This is a genomic window from Streptomyces sp. ACA25 (assembly GCF_028200735.1).
In the GTDB taxonomy this organism is placed as follows: Bacteria; Actinomycetota; Actinomycetes; order Streptomycetales; family Streptomycetaceae; genus Streptomyces.
In genome coordinates this window covers 41,005-66,383 of sequence record NZ_JAQKPV010000002.1, presented here as the reverse complement: position 1 = coordinate 66,383, position 25,379 = coordinate 41,005, and the positions used below count along the sequence as shown (strand labels likewise).

The following is a 25,379-nucleotide window of genomic DNA, read 5'->3' as shown; positions in this document are numbered from 1 at the left end:
ATGCAGCAGTATGGCTGTTCTGCCCTGTGACGGCACAACTCTTGGCGGGATCCTGTCCAAACGAGGTCCGGCGAATCCCCGGGCCCGCGCGGGCCGTTCCCCTCCTGGCGCCGCCGGCCACCGGCTGCCGCGGCGGCCCGCCCGGAGCGGCAGGGGGCAGCCGGCGCTGAGGATGCAGCGGGAGGCGGCAGAATTGGCGCATGACGACAGGAGTGGGGCACGCGCTGCCCGGGCAGGTTCAGCTGTTCGGCGAGGGCATCGCGCTGCGCGACTGGGACGAGAGCGACCTCCCGGCCATGGTGGAACTGTTCGATGATCCGGAGATCGGCCGCTGGACGCCGCTTCCCCTGCCGTTCGATGCCGAGGCGGCCCGTGACCATCTGGTCAGAGGACGGGACGGACGATCCGCGAACCGCTTCCTTCAGCTGGCAGTGGTGACGGAGGCGGGGGAGCCGTGCGGCGAGGCGCTGGTCGTCTGGGAGGGGGAGGACCGGCGGGAAGCGGAGCTGGGGTACTGCATCGGGGCGCGGTTCCGCCGTCGGGGACTGGCCTCCCGGGCGCTGCGGGTGCTCACCGGCCACGCCCACCGGGAGTGGGGTGTCCAGCGGGCCCTGCTGCGGATCGAGCCGGAGAACGCGGGCAGCGTCGCGGTCGCCCGGGCCGCGGGATACCGCCTGACCGAGGACCCGCCCGTGCACCGGGAGATCAAGGGCCGCCTCTCCGCGCTGCGCACCTGGCGGTACGACGGATGACGACAGGCGCGGATCCCGGCCTCGTGGCTTCGGGGCGACGGATGCGCCTGCGACGAGCGTGACTCCGGTGCTGCGCGTCTGCCGGGGGACGGACGGGCCGCGGACGGCGGGTCAGAGCCGGCGGGCCAGGTACAGCGTGGGGTGGCCGGGGTCGGGCGGGGCCAGTTCGTGGAAGCCGAGCCGGTCGTAGAACGCCCGGGCCCCGGTGTTCTCCGGATTCATGCCCAGGTGCACCCCTGGCACCCCCCGGTTCCGCAGCGCCGCGAGGTACGTCTCCATCAGGCGGCGGCCGAGGCCCCGGCCCTGACCGTGCGGCAGCAGATCGATGTGCAGGTGGGCCGGGTACTCCTCGGCGAACTCCGGCACGAGCATCCGTTCCGCGTGGTGCAGCAGGTCCCGCAGGCGCTCGTCCGGCGTCTGCGGGGGACCGTCCGGCGCGGGGAAGCGTCCGGCCACGGTGGGCAGCCAGCGCTCCCGGAAGCGGGCGTAGAAGCGGGTGCTGTCCGCCGCGCCCAGCACGTAGCCGAGCGGGCGGGTCCCGTCGTCCGCGACGAAGACGAGGTCCGGCACCAGCGCGGCGTACGGCGAGGCAAAGAGAGCCGGAAGGATCTCCGGGTCCTGGAAGTGTCCGGTGGCGTCGCCGCCGACGTGGCCGGTGCGCACGCAGATGTCGCGCAGCGCGTCGTGGTCGGACGGCCGGTAGGGGCGGACCGTGACGGCGGAGTCGGTGACGGGAGCCATGCGTGTCATCCTCCGCGAGGAGCCGTGGCCGGCACAAGAAGCTTTACGCGGGTGCCGGGTGCCGGGTGCCGGGTGCCGGGTGCCGGGAGGCACTGCCGGGGCCGGCGGGCGTCACCCCTCTTTGTCCGCGGGACGCACGCCGAGCTTGCGCAGCGACAGGCCGGCGGCGTCGACCTGCTCGATGCCCTCCGCGTCCAGGGCTTCCTTGATCGCCTGGCGCAGTGCCCGCTCGGTTTTCGCCGCCGAGCCGGGCAGCGTCTTGGCGGTGGCCTTGACCACCATCGAGTCCAGTGAGACCGACTCCAGCCCCAGAACCTCCACGGGCTCCCACAGCAGTTCGTCCCACGGGCTGGTGCGGGAGAGCCCTTCGCCCGCCGCGGTGATGAGCTTGCGGAGCTGCCCCAGGTCGGTGTCCGCGCGCACCTCCACCTCCACGGCGGCGGTGGACCAGCCCTGGCTGAGGTTGGCCACCCGCTTGATCTCACCGTTGCGGACGTACCAGATCTCCCCGTCGTCGCCGCGCAGTGTGGTGACCCGCAGGCCGACCTCCAGGACGGTGCCCACGGCCTCACCGCTGTCGATCTTGTCGCCCACCCCGTACTGGTCCTCCAGCAGCATGAAGGTGCCGGTCAGGACGTCGGTGACCAGATTGCGTGCACCGAAGCCGATCGCCACGCCGACAATGCCGGCGCTGGCCACCAGCGGGCCGAGCTGGATGCCGAGCTGGGACAGCACCATGAGGCCGGCGGTGCCCAGGACCACCAGGGTGGTGACACTGCGCAGCACCGAGGCGATCGCCGCCGACCGCTGCCGGCGCCGCTCGGAGTTGACCAGCAGCCCGCTGCGCACGCCGCCCGCCCGCTCCTGGCGGTTCGTCCGGGTGATCATCTTGGTGATCGCCCGCCGCAGCGTCGCCCGCAGCACGAAGGCGATGACGAGTATCAGCAGGATGCGGAGGCCGGCCGCCGCCCAGGCCTCCCAGTTCTCCTCCACCCAACTGGCGGCTTCAGCGGCGGTCTCCGGGGTCCCGGCGGGCAAGGAAGGACCGGTCCGGTCGTCCGGGGAGGCTGCGTTCACTCCTTCACCGTAAGGCCGTCCGGACGGCTCGCCGGACGCCACGAGGGCCGTCGGCACCTCTGTGGCGCACTCCACTCGCCGGTCACCGCTTTCCCCCGCATGCTGGCGCTCGGCGCCCTGCTCAGGACACACTGAGAGAGATCGTCCCGGCACCAGCCACGTGCCGCCGACGGAACTGGAGGCGCCTGTGCCGCATGTCCTGGTCCTCAACGCGTCGTACGAACCGCTCGGTGTCGTGCCGGTCCGCCGTGCGGTCATCCTGCTGCTGCACGAGAAGGCAGTCAGCCTGGAGGACTCCGAGGCACTGCTGCGCAGCGCCACCCGTGCGATACCCGCCCCCAGCGTGGTGCGCCTCAAGCGGTACGTGCGGATTCCGCACCGGGGTGCGGTGCCGCTGACCCGCCGGGCGCTGTTCGCCCGGGACGGCGGCCGGTGCGCGTACTGCGGCGAGGTGGCCACCAGCGTCGACCACGTGGTGCCGCGCAGCCGGGGCGGGCAGCACGCCTGGGAGAACGTGGTCGCGGCCTGCCGCAGCTGCAACCACGTGAAGGCCGACCGGCATGTCGCCGAGCTCGGCTGGCGGCTGCGGCACGCCCCGGGCCCGCCCTCGGGTCAGGCCTGGCGGATCATCGGCACCGGTCACCGTGACCCGCGCTGGCTGCCTTACCTCAAGCCGTACGGGGCGGACGCCGCGCTGGCCCGGATCGACGCCCGGCCCGGGTGAAACGGCGGGCCCCCTGCGCTCCGGCCCGCAAGATGTGGCAGCCTGGTGCGTGGATGCGGCAAGATTTGCGTCAGAGCGGACGTGAGTTCGATTACCTTCCTGTAACAGCCAGGGATGCTGTCGCGGTGATTGGGTAAAGCCATAAAGGCGCCAGCATCCAGCCATCGAACGGAGAACACCGTGGCCGCACCCGCTGAGCTCGATACCCCCGCCCTGATCTCGCTGCCCGCGCAGCCGGACCGGGCGGACGACGGAGAGCCTGCCAAACAGGACGTCCCGCATCTGTGGGACGACACCGGAGAGCTCGACCTCTCCGACCTGTCCGACCCCGACTCGGGTCTGGACGGATACAGCTCCAACGGCGTCTCCGAGGCGCCGCTGACCAGTGAACCTCCGCTGGCCGACATCGCCCCGCTGACGTCGGAGCAGCCCCTGGCCGCCCAGCTCCCGCTGACCTCGGAGCCCACCGGCAGTGGCCTGTACACCGATGTGCGCAGCGGCGCGGAGGCACTTCCCGTCTGATGAGCCCGCTGACGCGGCTCGCGGCGGCGCACGGCGTCGCCACCTCGTACGAACCCGCTCCCGGCCGGCGCATCCGTGTGCCGAAGGACACGGTGGTCGCCGTGCTCGCCGCACTCGGTGTGGACGCTGCCACACCGGGCGCCGTCCGGGAGGCCCTGGAGCGGCAGGACAGGGGCACGGACGGTCCGGGTCCGGGGGGACTGCTCCCGCCGACGGTCGTGCACCGCCCGGGAGGGCCGCCCGCCCTCCCCCCGCTCCCCGCAGGCACCACCCTGCGGGTGGAGACCGGGACCGGGGCTCTCCTCGACTGGAGCCCGCCCCGCGCTCCGCTCCCCGGCCGCCCTCCGGCGGCGGGGGCACCGGGGGCCGGGCAGGCCCGGCCCCCGGTGGCCGACAGGCCGCCGCTGCCGCTCGGGCGACACCTGCTGCACGCCGCCGCCCCCGACGGCCGTACCGGGCGCGCCACTCTGATCGTGCCCCCTGCCCGGCTCCCCGTACCGGACCGGCGGAGCTGGGGCCTGCTGGTCCAGCTCTACTCCGTGCTCTCGGCCCGCTCCTGGGGCATGGGGGACCTGGGGGACCTGACGGAGCTCGCCGACTGGGCGGGTCGCTCGCTGGGTGCGGGGTTCGTCCAGCTCAACCCGTTGCATGCGGCCGTGCCCGGCCCGCCGGGCGAGCCGACCGACGCGTCGCCGTACCGGCCCGCCACCCGCCGGTTCCCCGATCCGGTGCACCTGCGGGTGACGGACCTCCCGGAGTTCTCCCTCCTGGCACCGCCCGCCCGGCAGCAGGCGGAGGAACTGGTGGCCCGGGCCGCCAGGCTGCGGGACGCGGTGCTCGTCGAGCGGCGGCCCATCGACCGGGACGCCGTCTGGGAGCTCAAGCGCGCAGCACTCGAACTGGTGTACGCGACCCCGGCGCCCCCCGGCCGCCGGGCCGCGTACGCCGCGTTCCTCGCCGGCCGGGACCGGGCCCTGGACGATCACGCGACCTGGTGCGCGCTCGCCGAGCTGCACGGCCCCGACTGGCGCAGCTGGCCGTCCGGTCTGCGTGACCCGCGCTCCCCGGACACCGCACGGGCGCGCACGGAGCACCGGGAGCGCATCGGCTTCCACCGGTGGCTGGCCTGGCTCACCGACACCCAGCTGGCCCGTGCGCAGCGCACCGCAAGGCAGGCGGGCATGAGTATCGGCCTGGTGCACGACCTGGCGGTCGGCGTGCACCCGCACGGCTCGGAGACCTGGGCCCAGCAGCACGTGCTGGCCGCCGGGATGTCCACCGGCGCCCCGCCGGACGCCTTCAACGCCCGGGGCCAGGACTGGGGCCTGCCGCCCTGGCGCCCCGACGCGCTCGCCCGGGCCGGCTACATGCCGTACCAGGAGCTGCTGGCCGGGCTGCTGCGTCACACGGGTGCGCTGCGCGTCGACCACGTGATGGGCCTCTACCGGCTGTGGTGGATCCCCGAGGGGGCGGCACCGACGGACGGCACGTACGTGTCCTACGACGCCGAGGCCATACTCGCCGTGCTCGCCCTGGAGGCCCACCGGGCCGGGGCGGTCGTGGTGGGGGAGGACCTGGGCACCGTGGAACCGGGCGTCCGCGAGGACCTTGCGGGCCGCGGCGTCCTCGGCACCTCGGTGCTCTGGTTCGAGCGGGATCACGGGGACGGGGCCCGCCCCGACCCGCTCCCGCCCGAGCAGTGGCGCACCGGCTGCCTGGCCACCGTCACCACGCACGACCTGCCGCCCACCGCGGCCCGGCTGAGCGGCGACGACCTGGCGCTGCGGCGGCGGCTCGGCCTGCTGGACGGGGCCGACCCGGACGCCGCCTGCGCGGCCGGCGCGGCGGAGACCGCCGAATGGCTCGCCCTCTTCGACCGGCTCGGCCTGCTTGCCCCCGGGGCGGACGAGGCGGAACAGATCGCGGCGGCCTACCGCTTCCTCACCCGTACCCCCGCCCTGATGACCGGGGTCTGGCTGCCCGACGGCGTGGGCGACCGGCGTCCGCAGAACGTCCCCGGCACCAGCGACACCTACCCGAACTGGATGCTGCCCGTCGCCGACGGCACGGGCCGTCCGGTGACGCTGGAGGAGCTGGCCCGCTCGCCCCGGGTCGCCGCCCTGCTCAGGACGGTCGCCGACGGACTGAGCAGCGCCCCGGTGCGCTGAGGGCACCCCCGCCGGGCGTGCCCGGCAGGCGTTGGCTAAGTTGGAACGGTGCTCACCATGAACCGCAAGCGGGTCGCACGGGCCGGAGCCGTCACGCTCGGCACGGTCCTCACGACACTGCTGATGATGCTTACGTCCCCCGCCGCCGGTGCCCTGTCACGTGACGACCCGGGGCCCGGCCTCAGCGTCTTCGAGACCCTGGCCTACTTCGTCGTCGCGCCGCTGGCGCTCTTCGGCCTGATCGCGGTCCTGGTCGTGCTCGGTGACCGGCCGAGGAAGGACACCACCTCCAACGTCCGGCCCGGCCGGTCCGACTGACCGGCACCGCCCGGCCGACCGGCACTCCCTCGGGAGCGGCCCGAGGCCCCGGCGGTGCGAGCGGTCCTGGCGGTGCCCCGGGCAGTAACCCGACGGTTCCCTGACCGGGTGGCCCTCTCCCGACACACCGGAGCCGGGGCCGGAGCGATCCCGCTCCGGCCCCGGCTCAAGGGCACTCAGCCCCCGGCAGCGCCCGCGCCCGCAGCCGCCGCGGCGTCCGCGGCCCGCGCCCGCAGCGCCCGCTCGACACCCGCGCGGCTCTCGGTCACCAGCCGGCGCAGCGCCGCAGACGGCTCCGCCGCCGCCAGCCACGCGTCCGTCGCGTCCAGCGTGGCCTGCGAGACCTGCAGCGTCGGGTAGAGCCCGACCGCGATCTGCTGGGCCATCTCATGACTGCGGGACTCCCAGACCTGCTTCAGCGCCGCGAAGTACTTCGCGGTGTACGGCGCGAGCAGCTCACGCTGGTCCGTCTGCACGAAGCCGCCGATCACCGCCTCCTGCACGGCGTTGGGCAGCTTGTCGCCCTCCACCACCGAGGCCCAGGCCTCGGCCTTGGCCTCGACGGACGGCCGCGCCGCCCGCGCGGTCGCCGCGTGCCGCTGACCGGCGGAGGTGGCGTCCCGCTTCAGCTCCGCGTCGATCTCCTGCTCATCGGCCCTGCCGGTCGCGGCCAGCCGCTCCAGGAAGGTCCAGCGCAGCTCGGTGTCCACGGTCAGGCCCTCGAGCGTCCCGGTCCCGTCCAGCAGCCCGGCCAGCAGGTCCAGCTGCTCCTCGGTGCGCGCCGCGGCGGCGAACGCCCGTGCCCAGGCCAGCTGGTGGTCGCTGCCGGGAGCGGCGGCCCGCAGGTGCTCCAGCGCCGCCTCGGTCCACCGGGTCAGACCGGTCTCGCGCCAGTCGGGGTCGGCGTACAGCTCCAGTGCGAGCTTCACCTGGCGGTGCAGCGACTGCACGACCCCGATGTCGGACTCCTTGCCGATGCCGGACAGCACCAGCGACAGGTAGTCACGGGTCGCCAGCTCGCCGTCCCGGGTCATGTCCCAGGCGGAGGCCCAGCACAGGGCCCGCGGCAGCGACTCGGTGAAGTCGCCCAGGTGCTCGGTGACGGCGGCCAGCGACTCCTCGTCGAGGCGGACCTTGGCGTACGACAGGTCGTCGTCGTTGAGCAGGACGACCGCCGGGCGCTGCCGGCCGGCCAGGGAGGGGACGTCCGTCAGGGCGCCGTCCACGTCCAGCTCGATGCGGTCGGTGCGCACCAGGTGCCCGTCCACCAGCTCGTACAGGCCGACGGCGATCCGGTGCGGACGCAGCGTCGGCTCACCGACCGCGCCGGCCGGCAGCGCCGGGGCTTCCTGCCGCACGGCGAAGGAGGTGATCACCCCGGACGCGTCGGTGACGATCTCCGGGCGCAGCACGTTGATCCCGGCCGTCTCCAGCCACTTCTGCGACCAGGTCGTCAGGTCCCGGCCACTGGTCTCCTCCAGTGCCTTCAGCAGGTCGGGCAGGGTGGTGTTGCCCCACTCGTGGCGCTTGAAGTACGCCTGCACCCCGGTGAAGAACTCGTCCATGCCCACGTAGGCGACCAGCTGTTTCAGGACCGAGGCACCCTTGGCATAGGTGATGCCGTCGAAGTTGACCAGCACGTCGTCGAGGTCGCGGATCTCGGCCATGATCGGGTGCGTGGACGGCAGCTGGTCCTGCCGGTAGGCCCAGGTCTTCATCTGATTCGCGAAGCTGGTCCAGGCGTGCGGCCAGCGGCTGCCGGGCGCGTGCGCCTGGCAGGCGACCGAGGTGTAGGTGGCGAACGACTCGTTCAGCCACAGGTCGTTCCACCACTCCATGGTGACCAGGTCACCGAACCACATGTGGGCCAGCTCGTGCAGGATCGTCTCGGCCCGCGCCTCGTACGCGGCGTCGGTCACCTTCGAGCGGAACACGTACTGGTCGCGGATGGTGACCGCGCCCGCGTTCTCCATCGCGCCCGCGTTGAACTCCGGCACGAACAGCTGATCGTATTTGGCGAACGGGTACGGGTAGGCGAACTTCTCCTCGAACCAGTCGAAGCCCTGCCGGGTGACCGCGAAGATCGCCTCGGCGTCCAGGTGCTCGGCCAGCGAGGGCCGGCAGTACAGGCCCAGCGGCACGCTGCGGCCGTTCCCCTCCCAGGTGCTGTGCACGGCGGTGTAGGGGCCGGCGATCAGCGCGGTGATGTAGGTCGAGATGCGCGGCGTCGGCTCGAAGCTCCAGACGTTGTCCACCGGCTCCGGGGTGGGAGAGTTGGAGATGACCGTCCAACCCTCCGGGGCGGTCACGGTGAACCGGAACGTCGCCTTCAGGTCCGGCTGCTCGAAGGAGGCGAACACCCGCCGGGCATCCGGCACCTCGAACTGGGTGTACAGATAAGCCTGCTCATCGACGGGGTCGACGAAGCGGTGCAGCCCTTCACCGGTGTTGGTGTACTCGCAGTCGGCCACCACCCGCAGCTCATTGGGGCCGGCGATCAGTGCCGGCAGCACGATCCGGGAGTCCGCGAAGACGTCGGACACCTCCAGCGCCTCACCGTTCAGGACCACCGCGTGCACCGTCGGGGCTACCAGGTCGATGAAGCTCGCACCGGCCTCCCGGGCGGTGAAACGCACCGTTGTCTCGGACCGGAAGGTGCCGCCCTGCTGGGCACCGGACAGGTCCAGCGTGATGTCGTAACTCTCCACACCGAGCCGCCGCGCCCGCTCCTGCGCCTCTTCCCGTGTCAGATTCGTGCCAGGCACCTGGTGATCTCCTCGTGTGTGACGGCCAGCTGTCCGTTCATCCTTCCACGCCGCCCGTGCTGCTCCGGGCTCCCCCGCGTGGCGGCGCCCGCAGCACGCGAAAGGGCGCGTTTCCACGTCGGAAACGGCCTTCTCGACGTGGAAACGCGCCCTCCCCGGAGCGGGGGGTGACGGGCGGGCGGGTGCAGTGCGTCAGCGGGGGTGGGGTGCGGGTATGGAAGGGGCGTGGGAGACGAAGGTCTGCCAGGCGGTGGTGCTGAGGGTGAGGGTGCCGTGCCGGGGGTTCTTGCTGTCGCGGACCGCGACGCGCCGGCCCCCGTCGCGACGCCACTCCAGGCAATTGTTGGCCTCCGTGCCGCTGTGGCTGGACCTCGTCCAGGCCGTGGGGAGGGCGGGGTCGTCTGTCATGGCTGCTTCCTGCCGTCAGCTGACTCGTCGAACTCCTGAGCCAAGCGGTCGATAAGGCTTCGGGACTGTGGCGACGATAGGGCCATCGAACGAATATGGTCAAAAAGCGTTCGATAGGCGTTCACTTGCTCCTCTTCCTCCAGCCAGATACCGGAATACCTGTGATCCAGCAGGGCGACATCGAAGCCCGCATCCGGGGCGTAGGAGATGAGGTGGAAGGGGCCGTCGATGCCTGGATGGACCCCAAGGTTCAAGGGGAGCACGTGGATGGCCAAGCTGGGCGGGGAAGTGATCTCGTTGAGATGCCGTAGCTGCCGAGCCATCACCGAAGGGCCGCCAACGGGCCGGCGAAGAGCGGCTTCGTCAATGAGGGCGATCAGCCGCGGTGGGGTCACCTGGTTGAACAAGCTCTGCCGCTCCATGCGGAGTTTGACCAACGCCTCGGTGGTCTCCTCAGAGCTGGTACACACCCCGCCTCCAGCGATCAGCGCACGAGCGTATTCCTCCGTCTGCAACAGCCCGGGCACCAGGGACATCTCGAACGAGAAGATGGTGTCGGCGTCCGCTTCCATGTCGAACAGGTCGCGCGAGGAAGGGCGTAGCAGATCGTCGTACTGGTGCCACCAACCCTTCGTCCGTGACGTTCGGGAGATGGCGAGCAGAGCGGTCCTCTTCGCTCGGTCGGTCACGCCGTACATGTCGAGCATGGTCTCCAGTTCAACCTTGCGTACGCCGCTTCGGCCGAGCTCGATGCGTGAGATTTTCGTCAGATCGCACCCGAGACGCTCTGCCACTTCCTCGCGAGTCGCGCTCGCCGCTTCGCGGAGGCTCTTCAGCTCCCGTCCCATACGCCGGCGTCGGACCGTGGGCTGTTGATTCGCCGCCACTGGACAATCCTCCTCGGTTTCGGTGCCAGTCTGCCTGACGGACAGCGCCCCACTGGCCGTCATATGCCCGATAGGTATACCACCTTGGGTGTAAGTGCATGTGGGTACTTTGCTTTTCTTGATTTGTGCCTATGGGTAATGACACTCTGGGTGCTCGACCGATCACTCGATGGGTCCGATCGTCAAGGAGGTCCCGTGCAGGCATCACCACAGGCCGCGTCACAGAAGGTCACGACCCGCCGCTTGTGCGTCCGGCCGGACCAGGTGGCGGTGGCGCGCGGACTCGTCGCCCGGCAGCTCGTGCTGTGGGGGCAGCCCGGCCTGGTGGATTCGGCGGTGCTGATCGTCAGTGAGCTGGCCACAAACGTGGTGCGGCATGCGGGAGGAGCCGGGGGGACCTTCGCACTGACGCTGCGTCTGGAGACCGGCGCGCTGGTTGTGGAGGTGTCCGACTGCGGACGGCAGGGCCGGCCCGAGCCCCGGGAGGCCGGGACGGAGGAGGAGTCGGGACGAGGGCTGGCGCTGGTGGGGGCGCTCGCTCAGACCTGGGGTGTCCGGACCGGACAGGGTGGCAGGACGGTGTGGGTGAGGCTCGCCACTGAGGCGGGGGAGACATGCGGATGCTGATCGTCGCCCCGGTGTTCCCGGCACCGGTGCCGCTTGCGGTGCGGGTCTACGGTTGCGAGGCGGTGGCCTGGACCCGGGGCCGGACCGGTCTGTTCCGGCTCGGTGCCTGCACGGTCGGCTCGGCGTGGGGGGCGGTGCTGTGGCTGTGCTGGCGCGGGTCGCATGTCGCCGACCAGCTCGATGCGGCGGCCGCCCGTCCGGTACGGGCCTGGCTTGCCGACCGGGAGGAGACCGAGCGGGCCTGCGCCGCGCTGGAGGCAGGTCGCGGGTACGCCCACGTGGTGGCCGACGGTCCGGTCCGGTATGTGCTCTCTGCCGTCCCACGGCCGGCCGCGGGACCCGACTCGGGCCGTTCCGGCACCCCGCGGGCGGCCCCGCAGGGCCCTTCCCCGGAGCGGGGGTGACGGGCGGGCGGGGAACGGCGAACGGCGGAGGGGCGGGCACCCCTGGCTGGGGTGCCCGCCCCGGTGTTCACCGTTGCGGCTCGGTCAGGCGGGAGTTACAGCGCCTGGCCGATCTGGACGTGACCGGAGCCCGTCGCGGTGCCGCGCTCGTTGAGGAGCTTGACCTCGCCGAAGAACTCGCGGCCCTCGGGGGCGGCCGTCTCGACGGTGACCTCGGCGCCGACCGTGACGGTCTCTCCGGCGCCCAGGCTGATGGTCGTGCCGGAGTCCACGTCGACCGAGCCGAGGCCCGGGCTGTAGTAGACGTCGCGGTAGTCGTAGTCGGTGGAGCCGGCCGGAACCGACCAGGCGTGGACCTCCACGACGTAGGTGCCCGGCTGCGGGTCGGTGATCCGGACGAGCTCCTCCGAGTCGCCGGTGGTACCGCTGCCGACCGTCACACCGTCGCGGTAGACGTACAGGTCCAGGTCGGCGGAGGCATCGGACGGGTTGCCGATGACCGCCTCGAAGAGGGTCACGCCCTCACCGATCTCGACCGTGCTGACGGTCACCCAGTCGTCATCGGCGATGGTGGGCCGGTCGGTCTTCGCCGAGCCGAGGGCGCCGCCCTCGAGGGTGCCCTCGATCGCCGCGAAGTTGTTGGTGACCTCCCAGCTGACCGGGGCGGGGGTGCCGGTCTCGGCCTCCTCGATGACCTGCGTCGCCGGGTCGAACACGGTGCCCAGCGCCGAAGCGGTCAGGTTGTACGGGTTGTTCAGCATCGGCGAGGTGCGGCGGCTGTCGACCGCCAGTTCCCAGACCCCCGGCATCGGGTTGTCGTAGGAGCGCAGGTCGGGCCGGCAGGTGTTCCGCGGGTCGTCCAGGTTGTTGTAGCAGGAGAAGACGGCCTGGTTGTCGGCCGGGATGCCCCACGGGTTGATGGCCAGCCAGCGGGTCTGGCTGTCGTCGAGCAGACCGTCCATCGCCACCTCGAGCGACTGGGCGCCCTCGGGCACCCGGACGAAGTAGGAGACGGGGCCGTTGCGCTGCACGGTGCCGGAGGTCTCGAAGGAGAAGTCCGGAGCACCCAGCTCCTCGGGCACGACGACCGTGGCCATCATCTGGTGGCTGACACCACCGGTACGACCGTCGCTGACGTTGAGCAGGGCGCTGTGTACGCCCGTGGAACGGGGCTTGGCCTGCACCTTCACCGTCACCGGCTGGTTCAGCGGCAGGTTGACCGAGGACTTGCCGACGATCCGGAAGGTCTTGTCGTGGTTGTTGCTGAGCTTCAGCGAGTGGCGCAGCGCCCGGTCCGGACCGGTGGTCCGGGTGAGGGTGACGTCGTACACCTTCTTCTTGCCGACGGCCGGGCCGCTCTCCCGGTCGTAGATGCCGGTGCCGGAGCCCGGGGTGGCCAGGAACTCGGAGAGCTCGTGGCTCACCGGGGCCTGCACGCTGTACTCGTAGGCCGAGGTGGCGCGTGCCAGGTGCCGCCAGGCGCCGGCGGTGTCCATCAGGCCGGCGCCCTGCTCGTACGCCTGGACGCCCTTGATGGGCTTGGCCGAGCTGGCCAGCGCGGTGCGCAGGTCAGCGGGCGAGACGTCGAAACCGCGCTGGTCGGCCGCGGACAGCAGCAGCGCCGAGGCGCCCGCCACCTGCGGAGCCGACATCGAGGTGCCGTTGAACATGCCGTAGCCGGGGGGCAGCGTGTAGCCCGCGTCGGGAACGGCCGACCCGGCCTGCCAGGTCGGGATGGTGTTGATGGAGGCGCCGGGGCCGACGATGGTCGGCTTGAAGCCGCCGTCCGCGCGCGGGCCGCGCGAGGAGAAGGGGAAGAGCGCGTACTTGGCCTTCACCTCGGAGCCGTAGTTGGCGGCCCAGGTCTCCTTGGAGACGCCGGCGCCGACGCTGATCACCTTGTCGGCCACCGACGGGTCGCCGACGGTGTTCATGCCGGGGCCGCTGTTGCCCGCGGAGATGATCAGCTGGACGCCGTAGGTGTCGATCAGCTCGGTGTAGAGCCGGGCCCGGGCGTTGTTGCCGTCGTTCAGCGCGGGCAGGCCGCCGATCGACATGTTGACGATGTCGACGTCGCGGTTGACGACGAGATCGATCATGCCTTCGGTCAGCGCGGTGGCGGTGCAGCCGCCGGCCCACGAACAGGCGCGGGAGGAGACGACCTTGGCGCCGGGTGCGGCGCCGTTCATCTTGCCGCCGAACAGGCCGTTGGCGGCGGTGATGCCCGCGACGTGGGTGCCGTGAGCGGCGGAGACGATGCCGATGTTGACGAAGTCGGCGGTCTCACCGACCCAGTCGCCGCCGTAGGGGTCCATCGGGACGTCCTCGCGGATCTCCACCACGAACGGGATGCGCTCGGCGATGGCGGTGTCCGGGTCGTCCTCACCGAAGTAACCGACGTCGTAGTTCTCGGCGTACGGCTTCATCGCGGTGTCGTTGCGGAAGTCGCCGTCGTCGTCGAGGTCGACGGTGACGGTGCCGGACTCCGGGTCGTACAGCACGGCCCAGGAGCCGTCGGTGCTGCCGTCGCGGTTCAGGTCGCCGTTCATGTCGCCGCCGACAGTGGCGTTCTCACGGAACAGGCTGATCAGGTAGTCGCCTTCAGGAGCCTTGTACTCGCGGCCGTTGAAGGTGAAGACCTCGCCCGACACCTCGGTGACCATCGGCCGCCAGGTGGCGTCGCTGTCGACGATCGGGTCGGTCGCGGTCGTCCAGTCGACGATCTTGCGTTCGCCGGTGGTGGTCTCCTGGAGAGCCGGGTGCTCCAGGTCGACGCCGGTGTCGATGACACCGATGGTGACGCCGCGGCCGTCCGCGGTCCGGTTCTTCTTGATCCAGTCGACCGTGCCGATCTCGTGGGACGGCTGGTACGGGTTCTTGTCCGGCGTACTGGCGTCCGGTCCGGGGTAACTCTTGCTCGGTTTGCCCGGCTTGCCGCCCTTGCCGCCCTCCGGGTCGGGATCCGGGAGCTTGATCTCCTCATTGAGGTCGATCGCGTGCACCGCGGTCTTCTTCGTGCTCCGCTCGATGGCGTTGTCCGCCTGGGCCGTGGGCACGGTGGCGCGCACGTAACCGATCGAGTCATCGGTGTAGCCCACTGAGGCGCCGGCGATGGACTCGAGGTCCGCGGTGACCTCAGCGGTTCCGCCCGGTTCGGTGGCGATCAGCAGGGTGACGTTCGCTTCGCCACCGGCCTTGGCCTCGGCCAGCCGGTTCGCGTCGGCGGTGCTGAACTTTTCGTCCAGCGGCTTGCCCAGCTCCGTGCCAGGGGTTTCCTCGGCAGCGAATGCGGCGGGCGCGGTGGTGGCAGCCAGGGTGATTGCCACGCCTGCGGCCAGCGCCGCCCGTGTGACGCGTCTCCGCCCAGGAGATTGGGCGGATATGAGGGACGGGGTCCGTTTCATGACCATCCTTGTTCGTTATCCGAGACAGGGTGGCCGGTAAGCATACGGAAGTGCCCTGTATTTGGGAGGGGTTGAAGAAAAACTCGACAAGTATCTGCAGATACATGCGAAATTGTCGCCGGCGCGAAAGTCACCGGCAGGTTTCGAATGGTTCACGTCAAGCCATCGGGCCGGATTGAGTGGCCGCGAGTGGGGGAGACTGGCAGGCGCGTCTCCTTCGGCGGACCCTTTCTGCCTGCCGCACCCTGTCCCACCCGGGGCCGGCGACGGGGTGCGTCATGCTCGGCGGAGGGAACGCGGCACCACCGACCCCAGGAGAGCCGATGCCCGGCGCGCAGCGCTTCACCGAGACCGTCGCCGACCGCCGGACGGTGCTGGGCGCCGTGGGCGGCGCGGCCCTGGCCACCGCGGGGGCCGTGGCACTCAGCGGCCGGCGCGGCAGGGCCGAGGCCCAGGACGAACGCACGGGTCCGGCCTCCGGGGAGCACGCGGAGGCCGGCACCACCCTGGAACGGGTCGCGACCGGCTCCGGCACCGGCCCCTACCGGCAGCTGACAGCCGGCTCCGGCTGGCCGCGCGTCCTGCGGGAGGACCTCGTCGCGGCCCGGTCCGGGCGCCAGGGGCGCGGCACGCCCCTGGCAGCGTTCGTCCAGTTCACCGACACCCACGTGACCGACGTCCAGCACCCGGTGCGTTTCGAAATGCTGCGGTCCGCCTGGCTGCCCGGCTGGCGCCCCCAGGAGGCGCTGACCGTGCAAGGCCTGGTCTCCCTGGTCGAGAAGGTCAACACCTTGCGGACCGGGCCGGCCACCGGGGAGCCGCTCGGCTTCGTCATGACCACGGGCGACAACACGGACAACAACTCCCGCAACGAGCTGGAGTGGTTCCTCACGGTGATGACCGGAGGCCGGATCACCCCGAACTCCGGTGACCCGCAGCGCTACGAGGGGGTTCAGAACAGCGGGCTCACCCAGTTCTGGCAGCCGGAGGACGAGCTCGCCGACGTCGACAAGCAGCTCGGCTTCCCCCACATCGAGGGCTTCCTGCGGGCCGCTGTGCGAGAGGTCAACAGCCCCGGCCTCACCGTGCCGTGGTACTCCACCGTCGGCAACCACGACGCCCTGCCCGGCGGCTGCTACGGGCGCGGGGACGGCGCCGCGGCCGAACTCGCCGTGGGGGACCGCAAACTGCTCGAGCTGCCCGGTGACGTCGCCCGGCCCCTGCGGGAGAGCCTGCGCGCGGGGGACGACCCGCTCGGGGAGGGGTACTTCGAGGTCACCCGTCGGCACGCCCGGTCCATGCGTCCGGTGACCGCCGACGAGTCCCGCGCACCCTTCACCCATCGCGGCTACGCGGAGGCCCACCTCGAGGAGCGGTTCACCGGCGCCGGACCGCGCGGCCACGGCTACGAGGCGGAGGACGCCGCGGCGGGCCGCCTCCACTACTCCTTCCGGATAGCCGACGGGGTCCTGGGGATCAGCCTGGACACCACCGTCCCCGGCGGTCACTGGCAGGGATCCCTCGGCACCCGTCAGCTCCGCTGGCTGGCCGCGCTGCTCGAACAGCACGCGGACGATCACGTCCTGGTCTTCAGCCACCACGCCAGCTGGTCCATGACCAACGGCAGTCCGGACCCGGAACACCCGGACGAGGAGCGGCACCTCGGTGAGGAGCTCGTCGCGCTGCTGCAGCGGCACCGCAACGTGCTGGCCTGGATATCCGGCCACAGCCACCGCAACCGCATCGTGGCGCGTGAGACGTTCTGGGAGATCAACACCGCCTCGCACGTCGACCACCCGCAGCTGGCCCGGGTCGTCGAGCTGACCGACAACGGCGACGGGACGCTCTCGCTGTTCACCACCCTGATCGAATCGGGCGCCCCGTACGCCACCACGCCCGAGGACCTCTCCCAGACCGGGCTTGCCGCGTACTACCGTGAGCTGGCCTTCAACGCGCCCGGCGCGCCGCTCGACGAGCGGCTGGGCGCGCCGAAGGATCTCAACGCCGAACTCCTGGTGCCGAAACGGTGACCGGGCCCTCAGAGGCGGGGGGCCGTCGGAGTTCCCGCGTCGCAGGCCTGGGCCCGTAGCGCCCGCGCCAGGTCGTCCCGGGCCTCCAGCACCAGCCGGCGCAGCGCCGGGGCCGCGCCCTCGTGCGACGAGAGCCAGGCGTCGGTGGCCTCGAGCGTGGACCGGTCGCCCTGCAGCGAGGGGAACATGCCGCGCACGACCGCCATGCCGATCTCGATGCTGCGCTCCGTCCACACCTGCTCCAGGACACTGAAGTACGGCTCGCTGTAGGGGGCGAGCAGCTCGCGCTGCCCGCTCCGCTGGAAGCCGTCGATGGTGGCCTCGATGAGGGCGTTGGACAGCTGGTCGGACTCCACCACGTCCCGCCAGGCCTGGGCCTTGACTTCGGGGGACGGCCGCGCCGCGAGGCACCGCACCAGATGCCGGTTGCCGGAGGCGGTGTCGTCCCTGGCCAGCTCCGCCCGCAGCTCCTGCTCACCGACGGCCGCGTGCGCGGCCAGCGGTAGCAGGAAGGTCCAGCGCAGCTCCTGGTCCACCTCCAGGCCGTCGATCCGGCCCGTGCCGGCCAGCAGGCCCCGCAGCAGCTGGAAGTCGGCCTCCGTGCCGGCGCAGGCGGCGAAGAAGCGCGCCCAGGCCAGCTGGTGGTCGCTTCCGGGCTCGGCAAGCCGCAGCTCGCGCAGTGCGGCCTCGGCGAGAGCGGCCTCGGCGGCCGTCCGCCGGGGCGGGGCGGTGTAGTCCACGAGGGCCTGGCGGGCCCAGGAGTGCACCATCTGCAGCACCCCGATGTCGGTCTCCGCACCGCCGAACCGGCTTACCAGGGTGAGGAAGTCCCGGGCGGGCATCAGCCCGTCCCGGGTCATGTTCCACAGGGCGGACCAGCACAGCGCACGGGCCAGCGGGTCCTCCACGGACCCGAGGTGTTCGCGCAGCGTGTCCAGGGACGCGGCGTCGAAGCGTGTCTTGCAGTACGTCAGGTCCTCGTCGTTGACCAGAATCAGGTCGGGGCGTTCCTGTCCGGCGAGCGCACCCACCACGCTGCGGATGCCGGTCACGTCGGTCCCGGCCTGCGCGTAGCGCACGAGTGTGCCCTGCACGCCCTCCCGCCGGTACAGGCCGACGGCGATCCGGTGCGGGCGGAGGGTCTGCCCGGTGCCGTCGTCCTCCGTCCCGGAGGCCTCCTGGAGCACGGCCAGCTCGGTGATCCGGCCGGCGGAGTCGTACACGGCCTGCGGGGTCAGTGAGTTGACCCCCGCGGTCTGCAGCCAGGCCTTGGCCCACTCGCCCATGTCGCGGCCGGAGGTCTCCTCCAGCACCGAGAGGAGGTCCTCCAGCCGGGTGTTGCCGTACGCGTGCCGCTGGAAGTACCGCCGGCAGCCCTCCAGGAAGGCGTCCCGCCCGGCATAGGCCACCAGTTGCTTGAGTACGGAGGCACCCTTGGCGTAGGTGATGCCGTCGAAGTTGAGCTTGGCGTCCTGCAGATCGCGGATGTCGGCGGTGACCGGGTGCGTGGAGGGCAGCTGATCGGCCCGGTACGCCCATGCCTTGCGCCGGTTGGCGAAGGTGATCCACCCTTCGGTGAAGCGGGTGGCTTCCACGCCGGCGAAGGCGCCCATGAAGTCCGCGAAGGACTCCTTGAGCCACAGGTCGTCCCACCACTCCATGGTGACGAGATCGCCGAACCACATGTGGGCCATCTCGTGCAGCAGCGTGTTGGCCCGGCTCTGGTAGGCAGCCCGGGTGGTGCGCCCGCGGAAGACGTACTCCTCACGGAACGTCACACAGCCCGGGTTCTCCATCGCGCCGATGTTGTACTCCGGCACGAACGCCTGGTCGTACTTCCCGAAGGGGTACGGGAAGGCGAAGTGCTCGTGGAAGAAGTCCAGGCCCTGCTTGGTCGTCGTGAAGATCTCCTCGGCGTCGAAGTGCCTGGCAAGGCCCTTGCGGCACAGCGCGCCGAGCGGGATCTCCAGCGTGGAGCCGTCCTCGAGACGCCGCGTGTAGTGGTCGCGCTCGTAGTGGTACGGGCCGGCCACCACGGCCGTGATGTAGGTGGAGATGGGCTTGGTCCGCAGGAACCGCCGGGTGGCCGCCCGGCCGCCGTCGACGGGCACCGCTTCGCCGTCCTGTGCGCCGTTGCTCAGCACGGTCCACCCGGCCGGGGCGGTGACCTCGAAGTCGAAGGGCGCCTTCAGGTCGGGCTGCTCGAAGTTGGCGAACACGCGTCGGGCGTCCGCCGGTTCGTACTGCGTGTAGAGATAGGTCTCACCGTCCTCCGGGTCCTGGAAGTGGTGGAGACCTTCACCGGTGCGGCTGTAGGCGCACTGGGCGTCGACGATCAGCTCGTTCTCCGCCCGCAGGCCGCCGAGCGCGATCCGGGTGCCGTCGAAGACCTGGTCGACGTTGAGGGAGATGCCGTTCAGGGTGACCGAGTGGAGGTGCGGGGCCACGAGGTCCACGAAGCTCAGGGCGTCCTCTTCGGCGCAGCGGAAGCGGATCGTGGTGGTGGAGCGGAAGGTGCGCGGTCCCCCGGCCGGTGCCGGCCCGCTCGCGGACCGCAGGTCGAGTGCCACCCGGTACCCGTCGACGGTCAGCAGCCGGGCTCGCTCACGGGCCTCGTCACGAGTCAGGTTCTCTCCGGGCACGGGGGTGACTCCCTTGTCTCCACAGGTCGAGTTGATGCGAGCGGTGCACGCCGCGTGACAGCATCCCATGGGAGAGCGACCGGCTGCACGGGAATGCTGCCCTTGTGCGGGGTGTTGCAGGGGGGTGACAGGCCCTTCACACTTCGAGGAGTGCGCATGCCCGAGAACAGCGCTGCCGGGACGACCGTGGCGGACTTCTGGTTCGATCCGCTGTGTCCCTGGGCCTGGATCACCTCGCGCTGGATGACGGAGGTCGAGAAGGTCCGGCCCGTGCGGGTGCGCTGGCACGTGATGAGCCTGGCGGTGCTCAACGAGAAGGCGGAGGACCTGCCGGAGCAGTACCGGGAGTTGCTGGCCACCGCCTGGGGCCCGGTGCGGGTGGGCATCGCGGTGGAGCAGGCGTACGGTCAGGACGCCCTCGGCCGCTACTACACCGCGGTCGGCACCCGCCGGCACGACAACGGCGAGGAGGACATCGCTGCCCTCCTGCCGGCCGCCCTCAAGGAAGCCGGCCTGCCGGAGGAGTTGGCTGATGCCGCCTCCTCCACCGAGTACGACGAGGCGCTCCGCGCCTCGCACAAGGCGGGCATCGACCTGGTCGGCCAGGATGTCGGCACTCCGGTGATCGCCGTGCCGGGCAGCGACGGCGAGCCGATCGCCTTCTTCGGTCCGGTCGTCACCCCTGCTCCCCGGGGCGAGGCCGCGGGCCGGCTCTGGGACGGCACCCTGCTGGTGGCCGGGACCCCGGGGTTCTACGAGCTGAAGCGCACCCGGGACGCGGAGCCGTCCTTCGAGTGACCGCGCCGCGGTGAGGCTCCCGAGGCGCTGCCGGGCAGCGGCGCCCCGGGCGGAGGAGTCCCGCACGTCACATCCGTGCGGGACTTCTCCTTCTTGCCGCCTGCCGGTGAACGGTGAGAAGACGATCACGCGGGCAGGCCGCGCCCTGCACCTTGCGGGGTGCCTCTTGCCCATACTGCCTTATTGCGAGTGATGTGCAATAGTGCCGCGTGAGCTCCGGTGGGGACTCCCCGGGAGACGGCGGGGCCCAGGGGCGGAACCGGACAGCGTGCGCCGCGATGCTTTGTCGTCAAGCTCACGCCGCCGATCACGCACCGGTCGGCTAGCGTCGATGCGTTCCCTGTCCACGTACCTTCTGGAGTCCTCGCATGAGCACAGCAGTCGCCCCGGTCCGGCCGGGCGCCGTCCTCGCGGACATCCTGCCCGCCGGCACCGCCGCGCGGGCCCGCGCCCGGGACGTGGCGCTGGTCGTCGGCGGCGCCGCCCTCACCGGCATCGCCGCGCAGTTCGCCGTCCCCCTCCCCGGGTCCCCCGTCCCGGTGACCGGCCAGACCTTCGCCGTCCTGCTCATCGGCGCCTCGTTCGGCCCGGTCCGCGCCTTCCTTTCCCTGCTGCTCTACGCGCTGGCCGGCATGGCCGGCATGCCGTGGTTCGCCGAGGGTGCCTCCGGCTACGGCATGCCCAGCTTCGGATACGTCATCGGCATGGTGCTCGCCGCGGTGGCCGTCGGCGCCCTCGCCCGGCGCGGCGGCGACCGCACGGTACTGCGTACCGCCGGCACGATGCTGCTCGGCAGCGCCCTCATCTACGCCGTGGGCGTCCCCTACCTGGCGCTGGCCACCGGCATGTCCGCCGGACAGGCCATCGCGGCGGGCCTGGTGCCCTTCCTCATCGGTGACGCGCTCAAGGCCGCCCTGGCGATGGGCGCGCTCCCGACGGCCTGGCGGCTGATCGGACGCCGGGGGAGCAACTGACCCGACCGCCGCTGGACCCCGTCGCGCCGGCCCCGGCCCCTGCCGGCGGCCGGCGCGACCGCTTCACCCGCTTCACCCGCTCCGCCCGGGAGCCGGTGGCGCACAGCCATCGGGCCCGTGCCACACTCGTCCCATGCGTGTCTACCTCGGCTCTGATCACGCCGGATACGATCTCAAGAACCACCTCGTCGACTGGCTCACGGAGCACGGGCACGAGCCCGTCGACTGCGGCCCGCACATCCACGACGCCCAGGACGACTACCCGCCGTTCTGCCTCCGGGCCGCCGAGCGCGCCGCCGCCGACCCCGACGCGCTGGGCATCGTCATCGGCGGTTCCGGCAACGGGGAGGCCATCGCCGCCAACAAGGTGACGGGCGTCCGCTGCGCGCTCGCCTGGAGCGAGGAGACCGCCAAGCTGGGGCGCGAGCACAACAACGCCAACGTCATGAGCGTCGGCGCACGGATGCACAGCACCGACGAGGCCACCTCGTTCGTCGCGGTGTTCCTGGCCACCCCGTACTCGGGCGAGGAGCGCCACACCCGCCGCATCGAGATGCTCGCGGCCTACGAGACCGAAGGCACCATGCCGCCGGTCCCCGCCCACCACCCGCAGCAGGACTGACGGAGCAGGACACCCCGCGATGCCCGAAGGGCACACCCTTCACCGGCTGGCCGCCGGTCACCGGGAACGGTTCGGCGGCCGGCTGGTGCGGGCCTCCAGCCCGCAGGGCAAGTTCGCGGACGGCGCGGCTCTCATCGACGGCCGGCCGCTGACCGCTGCCGAGGCCCACGGCAAGCACCTCTTCCTCGGCTTCGGCACGCACGGACCCGACGCCGCCCCCGCCCAGTGGGTGCACATCCACCTCGGCCTGTACGGCAAGGTCGGCTTCGGTACCGGCCCGGCCCCCGCCCCGGTCGGCCAGGTGCGGCTGCGGCTCACCACCCCGGACGCCTACGCGGACCTGCGCGGACCCACCACCTGCGCCCTCCTCACCGGCGGCGAGAGGCAACTGGTCCGCGCCCGCCTCGGCCCCGACCCGCTGCGCGCGGACTCCGACCCCGAACCGGCCTGGACACGGATATCCCGCAGCCGCAGCAGCGTCGCTGCTCTCCTGATGGACCAGCGGATCATCGCCGGCATCGGCAACATCTACCGCGCCGAGATTCTTTTCCGGCACGGCATCGACCCCTACCGCGCGGGCCGGGACCTCACCCGGCTCGAATGGGACGCCCTGTGGGCCGACCTCGGCGTCCTGATGCGCGAGGGCGTGCGCACCGGACGCATCGACACTGTCCGTCCGGAACACACCCCCGAGGCGATGGGCCGTCCGCCCCGTTCCGACCGGCACGGCGGCGAGGTGTACGTCTACCGGCGGGCCGGCCGCGCCTGCCACCTGTGCGGCGGTGAGATCCGCACCGCCGCCCTCGTCGCCCGCAGCCTGTACTGGTGCCCCCGCTGCCAGCACGGCCCGGGCCCGGCAGCCGCGGCCTGACAGCCGAACGGGCGGCCCGACAAGCCGGGTGGTGTTCAGAACCCGTGCGGAAGCCAAGGGGCGACCGGGCTGGAGAACGCTGTGGCGGCCTCGGTCAGCGCGCCGCCCCGCAGCTCCCGCACCCGCCCGGCCCGGGCCAGCGACACCAGCGACACGCCGCCCAGGTAGGCGGCTCCCAACTCCCGTACGGACAACTCCAGGTCGGCCGGGCCGTCGGTGCGCACGCAGGAAGCCCCGTCGGTGCCGCCGGTCAGCCGCCACCGGCCCTCGTTCCACGGACAGAACCCGTCCGTCACTTCCAGTACCACGTCCACCCCCGCGGCGTAACTCCGTGCGGACAACGCGGCCCCCACCTCCACGGGCCGCAGGTACAGGCTGTCCCGGAGCTGCACCCGGCACTGCCGGATGTCGGACACCAGATGCTGCCAGGCGTCGTCCACCGGACGGTCCGGCACCGTCACCGAGGAAGTCAGGTCGATGTCGAACAGGAAGCGCCACAACGACGCGTAGGCGTCGAGGTCATCGGCCTCCAGCCCGCGCAGCAGGACGGAACGGGCGACGACACCCGGAGCGTTCGGCTCACGCCTGATCGCGTAACGGGCGTACCCCACGACCTCGCCCCCGCGCTCCGCCAGGACGCACTGGAGCGGTGATCCGTCGTTCCGCTCGCCCGGCGGGTCCAGTACCTCCACCTGCTCCCAGCCCGGCCGCCGCTCCAGCATCCCCGGCCGCTCGGTGACCCGCCGGGCGTACACCTCCTCGCACCGTGGGAGCGCCTCCACCGGGTCCGCAAGCCGCAGCCGGATACCGCCCGCCCCCTCCGGTACCTGCAGCCGGACCCGGCCCGTGTCGATCCGGGCGGACAACAGCTGAGTGGCGGCGCCGTAACCGAAGCGTCCATAGATGGCCGGTTCGGAAGCGGTCAGCACCGACAGCGGCTCACCACGCTGCCGCACGTCCTCCAGATGATGCCGGATCATCCGGCGCAGAATGCCTCTGCGGCGATGCGTCGGCAGCACCCCCACCATGGTCAGCCCGCCCGCGGGCACGATTGCGCCCCCGGGGACGGAGAGCCCGAAGGAGTACGTGCCCGCGGTCCCCACGAGCTCCTTGCCGTCCCACATCCCGAAAGAGCGGTCCGTTTCCGTCACCGAGCGGTCGAACGCCCGGTTCTCGGGCGGCTCAGGGATCTTGTTGAAGGCCGCGACCAGGGTCTCGTACCACTCGTCCCAGCCGTCCGGGCCCAGCTCCCGCAGCTCAGTAGTCATATCTGTATGACTACCAGCACGGACGTCACCCCGCGAGGGCATTTCCGGGGGCCTCATCCGGCCCGGCGCGCATCAATACCCGCGAGGAATCGACGTGCCGCCGAACGGTGGATAAGGTCCCAGTTCATGGCACGCGGCAGCGACACCGCCTCGACGAGGCCCCGGAACCTGAAGGTGCACAAGATGCTGCACCGCCTCCGTACGGCGCTGCGCCGCTCCGCGGTCGACTACTTCCGGGGCGGCGGTTCGGACTGGGGCGCCCTCACCGCACTGCTGCTGACGGTCCCGCTGCTCGCCGCCGCCACCCTCCGCTGGCCCGAATGGTGCCCGCCCGAAGCGCTGGTACTGCCGCTGGTGGCCGGCGGGCTGCTGCTCCGCCCCGCCAGCGTGCTCGGCCTCTACGCGGCCACCGCCGTCGCACTGGTGGTGGAGACGGCGCTGCTGGAGAGCCGCGGCGGTCCCGCGGAACCCATCAGCCCCGGCACCATCCTGGTGGTGGCCGCCGTCGCGCTCTCCGGGCTGCTCGTCGCCCAGTTCCGCAGCCGGGTCGGGGTGCCCTGGAGGCGCGGCGGCACCATGCTCTTCGACCTGCGGGAACGGATCCGCACCCAGAGCGCGCTCCCTCCGCTCCCGAAGGGCTGGCACCGCGAGATGTCCCTGCGCCCCGCCGGAGGCCAGCTGTTCTCCGGCGACTTCGTGGTGGCGGCCCGCACCGGGCCCGACCGGCGCACCCTGGAAGCGGTACTGACAGACGTCTCCGGCAAGGGCATGGACGCCGCCTCGCGGTCGCTGCTGCTCTCCGGAGCCTTCGGCGGGCTGCTCGGCTCCCTGCCGCCACACGCCTTCCTGCCCGCCGCCAACGGCTACCTGCTCCGGCAGAACTGGGACGAGGGCTTCGCCACCTCCGTGCACCTGGTGCTCGATCTGGACACCGGCGACTACGAGCTCCTGTCCGCCGGTCACCTCCCGGGCATGCAACTGAGCGCCGGCACCGGCCAGTGGCAGGAGATCACTGCCGACGGTCCGCTGCTGGGCGTCTGGGAGGGAGCCGAGTTCCACCCGGCGAAGGGCACCCTGAGGCGCGGTGACGTACTCATGCTGTTCACCGACGGCCTGGTGGAACGCTCCGACCGCGACCTCTCGGAGGGCATCGACCGGCTCATCGGGGAAGCCGACCGCTACGTCACCACCGGCTTCCACGGCGCCGCCTGGCATCTCATCGAGTCGGTGGCCAGGGACGTCAACGACGACCGCGCGCTGCTGCTGATCTGCCGCGACTGACCGGCGTCCCCGCGTCCCGGCGGCCCCGGTGGCCCGGTGACCCGGTCCCGCACACCGCCGCTCTCGCGCGCCCGCGCAGTCGGCCGTGCGCGTGTC

The 25,379-nt window shown here is 71.8% G+C and carries 21 protein-coding genes; 13 read left to right on the top strand and 8 right to left on the bottom strand.

Annotated elements, in window-relative coordinates; all coding sequences use genetic code 11:
• The first annotated feature begins 200 nt into the window (after nucleotides 1-200).
• Nucleotides 201-752: a GNAT family N-acetyltransferase gene (locus tag PJ985_RS04070; RefSeq protein WP_271682137.1), complete on the top strand. Its 552-nt coding sequence runs from the start codon at nucleotides 201-203 to the stop codon at nucleotides 750-752.
• A gap of 111 nt (nucleotides 753-863) precedes the next feature.
• Here PJ985_RS04070 and PJ985_RS04065 read toward each other — a convergent pair whose 3' ends face one another.
• Entirely contained in the window at nucleotides 864-1,493 is a 630-nt protein-coding gene (locus PJ985_RS04065) for a GNAT family N-acetyltransferase (RefSeq protein ID WP_271682136.1), read from the bottom strand.
• 111 nt (nucleotides 1,494-1,604) lie between these two features.
• Nucleotides 1,605-2,570, bottom strand: coding sequence for a mechanosensitive ion channel family protein (locus tag PJ985_RS04060; RefSeq protein WP_271682135.1), 966 nt, complete (start codon nucleotides 2,568-2,570; stop codon nucleotides 1,605-1,607).
• Nucleotides 2,571-2,757: 187 nt separating this feature from the next.
• On the opposite strand from PJ985_RS04060, the gene PJ985_RS04055 reads away from it, so the two are divergent.
• The 4 genes from PJ985_RS04055 to PJ985_RS04040 all read left to right on the top strand — a co-directional run bounded on the left by PJ985_RS04055 (nucleotide 2,758) and on the right by PJ985_RS04040 (nucleotide 6,302).
• Nucleotides 2,758-3,294, top strand: a complete 537-nt coding sequence (locus PJ985_RS04055) for an HNH endonuclease (RefSeq protein WP_271682134.1) — start codon at nucleotides 2,758-2,760, stop codon at nucleotides 3,292-3,294.
• 180 nt (nucleotides 3,295-3,474) lie between these two features.
• The gene (locus PJ985_RS04050) at nucleotides 3,475-3,816 is read left to right on the top strand and encodes a hypothetical protein (RefSeq protein ID WP_443033397.1); all 342 of its coding nucleotides are present in this window, start codon (nucleotides 3,475-3,477) and stop codon (nucleotides 3,814-3,816) included.
• Nucleotides 3,816-5,984: a 4-alpha-glucanotransferase gene (gene malQ / locus PJ985_RS04045; protein WP_271682133.1), complete on the top strand. Its 2,169-nt coding sequence runs from the start codon at nucleotides 3,816-3,818 to the stop codon at nucleotides 5,982-5,984. The genes PJ985_RS04050 and malQ overlap by 1 nt, the downstream gene beginning before the upstream one ends.
• A 57-nt stretch (nucleotides 5,985-6,041) precedes the next feature.
• On the top strand, nucleotides 6,042-6,302 hold the full coding sequence (locus PJ985_RS04040) for a hypothetical protein (RefSeq protein WP_271682132.1): 261 nt from the start codon (nucleotides 6,042-6,044) through the stop codon (nucleotides 6,300-6,302).
• Nucleotides 6,303-6,478: 176 nt separating this feature from the next.
• Here PJ985_RS04040 and pepN (PJ985_RS04035) read toward each other — a convergent pair whose 3' ends face one another.
• The 3 genes from pepN (PJ985_RS04035) to PJ985_RS04025 form a co-directional block, all read right to left on the bottom strand.
• Nucleotides 6,479-9,067, bottom strand: a complete 2,589-nt coding sequence (gene pepN, locus PJ985_RS04035) for an aminopeptidase N (protein ID WP_271682131.1) — start codon at nucleotides 9,065-9,067, stop codon at nucleotides 6,479-6,481.
• A 192-nt stretch (nucleotides 9,068-9,259) separates the two neighbouring features.
• Nucleotides 9,260-9,475 (bottom strand): DUF397 domain-containing protein, encoded by a 216-nt coding sequence (locus tag PJ985_RS04030; protein ID WP_271682130.1) that lies wholly within the window; start codon nucleotides 9,473-9,475, stop codon nucleotides 9,260-9,262.
• Entirely contained in the window at nucleotides 9,472-10,323 is an 852-nt protein-coding gene (locus PJ985_RS04025) for a helix-turn-helix domain-containing protein (protein WP_271682129.1), read from the bottom strand. Before PJ985_RS04025 ends, PJ985_RS04030 begins: the two co-directional genes overlap by 4 nt.
• 234 nt (nucleotides 10,324-10,557) lie before the next feature.
• Here PJ985_RS04025 and PJ985_RS04020 point away from each other — a divergent pair, with 234 nt between their 5' ends.
• The gene (locus tag PJ985_RS04020; protein WP_271682128.1) at nucleotides 10,558-10,989 is read left to right on the top strand and encodes an ATP-binding protein; all 432 of its coding nucleotides are present in this window, start codon (nucleotides 10,558-10,560) and stop codon (nucleotides 10,987-10,989) included.
• Entirely contained in the window at nucleotides 10,983-11,393 is a 411-nt protein-coding gene (locus tag PJ985_RS04015) for a hypothetical protein (RefSeq protein WP_271682127.1), read from the top strand. The genes PJ985_RS04020 and PJ985_RS04015 overlap by 7 nt, the downstream gene beginning before the upstream one ends.
• Nucleotides 11,394-11,488: 95 nt before the next feature.
• Here PJ985_RS04015 and PJ985_RS04010 read toward each other — a convergent pair whose 3' ends face one another.
• Complete coding sequence (locus PJ985_RS04010; protein WP_271682126.1) at nucleotides 11,489-14,797, bottom strand: S8 family serine peptidase; 3,309 nt, start codon at nucleotides 14,795-14,797, stop codon at nucleotides 11,489-11,491.
• A gap of 323 nt (nucleotides 14,798-15,120) precedes the next feature.
• Between PJ985_RS04010 and PJ985_RS04005 the strand changes: the two genes are divergently transcribed.
• Nucleotides 15,121-16,827 (top strand): TIGR03767 family metallophosphoesterase, encoded by a 1,707-nt coding sequence (locus PJ985_RS04005; RefSeq protein WP_271682125.1) that lies wholly within the window; start codon nucleotides 15,121-15,123, stop codon nucleotides 16,825-16,827.
• An 8-nt stretch (nucleotides 16,828-16,835) separates the two neighbouring features.
• Here PJ985_RS04005 and pepN (PJ985_RS04000) read toward each other — a convergent pair whose 3' ends face one another.
• Nucleotides 16,836-19,469, bottom strand: coding sequence for an aminopeptidase N (gene pepN / locus PJ985_RS04000; RefSeq protein WP_271682124.1), 2,634 nt, complete (start codon nucleotides 19,467-19,469; stop codon nucleotides 16,836-16,838).
• 156 nt (nucleotides 19,470-19,625) lie between these two features.
• Here pepN (PJ985_RS04000) and PJ985_RS03995 point away from each other — a divergent pair, with 156 nt between their 5' ends.
• The 4 genes from PJ985_RS03995 to PJ985_RS03980 all read left to right on the top strand — a co-directional run bounded on the left by PJ985_RS03995 (nucleotide 19,626) and on the right by PJ985_RS03980 (nucleotide 22,734).
• Nucleotides 19,626-20,267: a mycothiol-dependent nitroreductase Rv2466c family protein gene (locus PJ985_RS03995; protein ID WP_271682123.1), complete on the top strand. Its 642-nt coding sequence runs from the start codon at nucleotides 19,626-19,628 to the stop codon at nucleotides 20,265-20,267.
• Between the two features lie 368 nt (nucleotides 20,268-20,635).
• Nucleotides 20,636-21,241 carry a biotin transporter BioY gene (locus PJ985_RS03990; RefSeq protein WP_271682122.1) on the top strand — a complete coding sequence of 202 codons (606 nt, stop codon included), beginning with the start codon at nucleotides 20,636-20,638 and terminating at the stop codon, nucleotides 21,239-21,241.
• A gap of 133 nt (nucleotides 21,242-21,374) precedes the next feature.
• Nucleotides 21,375-21,863 (top strand): ribose-5-phosphate isomerase, encoded by a 489-nt coding sequence (locus PJ985_RS03985; protein WP_271682121.1) that lies wholly within the window; start codon nucleotides 21,375-21,377, stop codon nucleotides 21,861-21,863.
• 19 nt (nucleotides 21,864-21,882) lie between these two features.
• Nucleotides 21,883-22,734 carry an Fpg/Nei family DNA glycosylase gene (locus PJ985_RS03980; protein WP_271682120.1) on the top strand — a complete coding sequence of 284 codons (852 nt, stop codon included), beginning with the start codon at nucleotides 21,883-21,885 and terminating at the stop codon, nucleotides 22,732-22,734.
• 35 nt (nucleotides 22,735-22,769) lie between these two features.
• On the opposite strand, the gene PJ985_RS03975 is transcribed toward PJ985_RS03980, so the two are convergent.
• Nucleotides 22,770-24,002, bottom strand: a complete 1,233-nt coding sequence (locus PJ985_RS03975) for a GNAT family N-acetyltransferase (protein WP_271682119.1) — start codon at nucleotides 24,000-24,002, stop codon at nucleotides 22,770-22,772.
• Between the two features lie 126 nt (nucleotides 24,003-24,128).
• Between PJ985_RS03975 and PJ985_RS03970 the strand changes: the two genes are divergently transcribed.
• A complete protein-coding gene (locus PJ985_RS03970; RefSeq protein ID WP_271682118.1) occupies nucleotides 24,129-25,283 on the top strand; it encodes a PP2C family protein-serine/threonine phosphatase in 1,155 nt (384 codons plus the stop codon).
• The last annotated feature ends 96 nt before the right edge of the window (nucleotides 25,284-25,379 follow it).